This is a genomic window from Candidatus Saccharimonadia bacterium (genome assembly GCA_035544015.1).
Lineage (GTDB): Bacteria > Patescibacteriota > Saccharimonadia > UBA4664 > UBA4664 > UBA5169.
This window is the reverse complement of sequence record DATKIP010000104.1, coordinates 1-2,243: the sequence shown is the minus strand read 5'-3', so window position 1 is coordinate 2,243 and position 2,243 is coordinate 1. Positions and strand designations below refer to the sequence as shown.

Annotated in this window: 2 protein-coding genes; both read right to left on the bottom strand. The window is 62.0% G+C overall.

The window, feature by feature from the left end; genetic code table 11:
• A partial coding sequence (locus tag VMT30_08910; GenBank protein HVQ45048.1) for an IS1182 family transposase occupies window positions 1–1,253 on the bottom strand: 1,253 nt, incomplete at its 3' end.
• A gap of 198 nt (window positions 1,254–1,451) precedes the next feature.
• The coding region (locus tag VMT30_08905) for a LysR substrate-binding domain-containing protein (GenBank protein HVQ45047.1) at window positions 1,452–2,243 on the bottom strand (792 nt) is incomplete at its 5' end.

Here is a 2,243-nt window from a genome sequence, read left to right as displayed (position 1 = left end):
CGCATCTTCTCCGGATGCTCGTCGAGCCGGCGCTGCACCGCTTCGAGAACATGCTCGTGCTCCCATCGGGTGATCCGGCGCTCCTTGCCGGTGGTGCAGCTGTGCTTGATGGCGCAACTCTGGCAGGCGTTGGTCCAGTAGCGGCGCAGGACCAATCCATGTTCTTCGTTCGTGTAGTGGTAGGCGAGCCTTTTACCGGCAGGGCAAATGTAAACGTCCTGCTCCGCCACGTAACGGAAGTCCTGTTTGCCGAACCGCCCTCTGACGTTGATGCCCGAGGTCATCGGCTTGGGCAGTGTGACCGTGATGCCCGCTTCCTCGCACGCCAGAATCTCCTCGCTGTCGAAGTAGCCGCGATCGGCGACGGCATCGAGGTTCTCCACTTCCAGCGTCGCCTTCGCCCGCTTGGCCACGGGCGAAAGCTGCGACCGGTCGTTACCGACGTTGGTCACCTCATGCGTGATGATCAGATGATGCTCGGTGTCGACCGCGACCTGGACGTTGTAGCCGACGATACCGGAGCCTCGGCCGCTCGTCGCCATCGAGCGGGAATCGGGATCCGTCAGCGATATCTGCTGGTCCGGTGTGGCGAGCATTTTCACCTTGAGAATCTCGAGACGCTGCATCTCCTCCTTCAGCTTCTCGATCTTCTCTTTCAGGCGGCTCGTCTTGGTCTTGAGCGCCTCGGACGGCTCCTGCCGGTCGGCAGTGTCGAGCTGCTGCAGATAGCGCGCGACGCTCTCCTTGATCTGCGCCATGCGTCGGTCCATCTTGGCGCGCGTGAAGTTCTTATCGCGGTTGTTCACCGCCTTGAACTTGCTGCCGTCGATCGCGACGCAGGCTTCCGTGAGCAGGCCCATCGTGCGGCACAGCGCGATGAAGCGTGCGCACACTTCGCGGATGGCAGTACCATTGTCCCTCCGGAAATCGGCAATGGTCTTGTGATCGGGAACGAGCCGACCCGTCAGCCACATGACCTCAACGTTGCGTCCGGCCTCACGCTCGAGCCGGCGGCTCGACTGAACCCGGTTGAGATAGCCGTAGATGTAGAGCTTCAGCAGGACCGACGGATGATACGAAGGCCGGCCGGTTACCTCGGGATCGACCCCGCTGAACCCTAGCTCGGCAAGATCGAGTTCTGCGGCAAAGACGTCGATCACCCGAACGGGATTGTCCTCGCCGATCCAGTCTTCCAGGCATTCAGGAAACAGCGCGCTCTGCCCGCGATCCGTGCCTTCAACGAAGCGCCTCATCCAACCCTCCCGCGAATCATATCGCGAGAATCACATCAAAAGAGGCGTTTTCACACAGGGTCGGTCAAAAGCGGAAATGCTCAGAAGGTTCAAATGATGTCCGGTCTGCCACGCTAAGCGGACATGATTGTGCGGACTTGGTAGGTCCGCTTCGTGCCAGAAACGGACATGCATTTCGCGTCGCTCGGCAGGGGCCTTTCAAGCAGACGGTCGTGGCTTATCGCCAATCGAAGATAGACTGGAGGGCGGCGGCTCAGCCTCGTGAAGCGCTGCGATCAAGTAGTCGACAAAGGCGCGCGCTGATGCCTTGGCGGCTCTGCCGCTCGCATAGACGGCGTTGAGCTCGACCGTTCCCGCGTCCCATTCCGGTAACAGCCGAACGAGCTCTCCTCTCTCTAATTCCCGACGGCACGCGCCGAGCGGAGTCATGACGATGCCCAATCCTTCGACGGCCGCTGCGATAGCGCCCAAGCTTGCCCTTATCGTCAACTTGCCCTCGACTTGGAACGAGGTCGCAGTATCGCCCTTGCGAAAGGACCAGTGGCCGCCAAGGCTTGCGGGCCCAAGAATGATCGCATGCTGAGCCAAATCCGTAGGTGTGAGGGGGGCCCCGGCCTTGTCGAGGTAAGCTCGCGCCGCGGCGAGGACCCGCGGCCATGCGAGAATTCTCCGCACCGTCGCTGTCGAGTCGGGAAGAGCACCAAACCGAAGCGCGACGTCCACGCCTTCGGCCACGAGGTCTTCGCGCTGGTCTCCCATCATCAGGTCGATCCGGAGCGCCGGATGCCGGCTCATGAAGTCCGAAAGCCGGGGGATGACCTCCCGCACGGCAAAGTTCGTCGCCAAGCCGATCCGCAATGTTCCGCGCAACTCTCCCGTTCCGCGCGCATCGTGTTCCGCCTCGTCGAGCTCGGCTAGGACCGACTCGATGCGAGCCAGGAAGTCCAAGCCGGCGTCCGTCAGCGTTACTGCGCGCGTGGTCCGGACGAA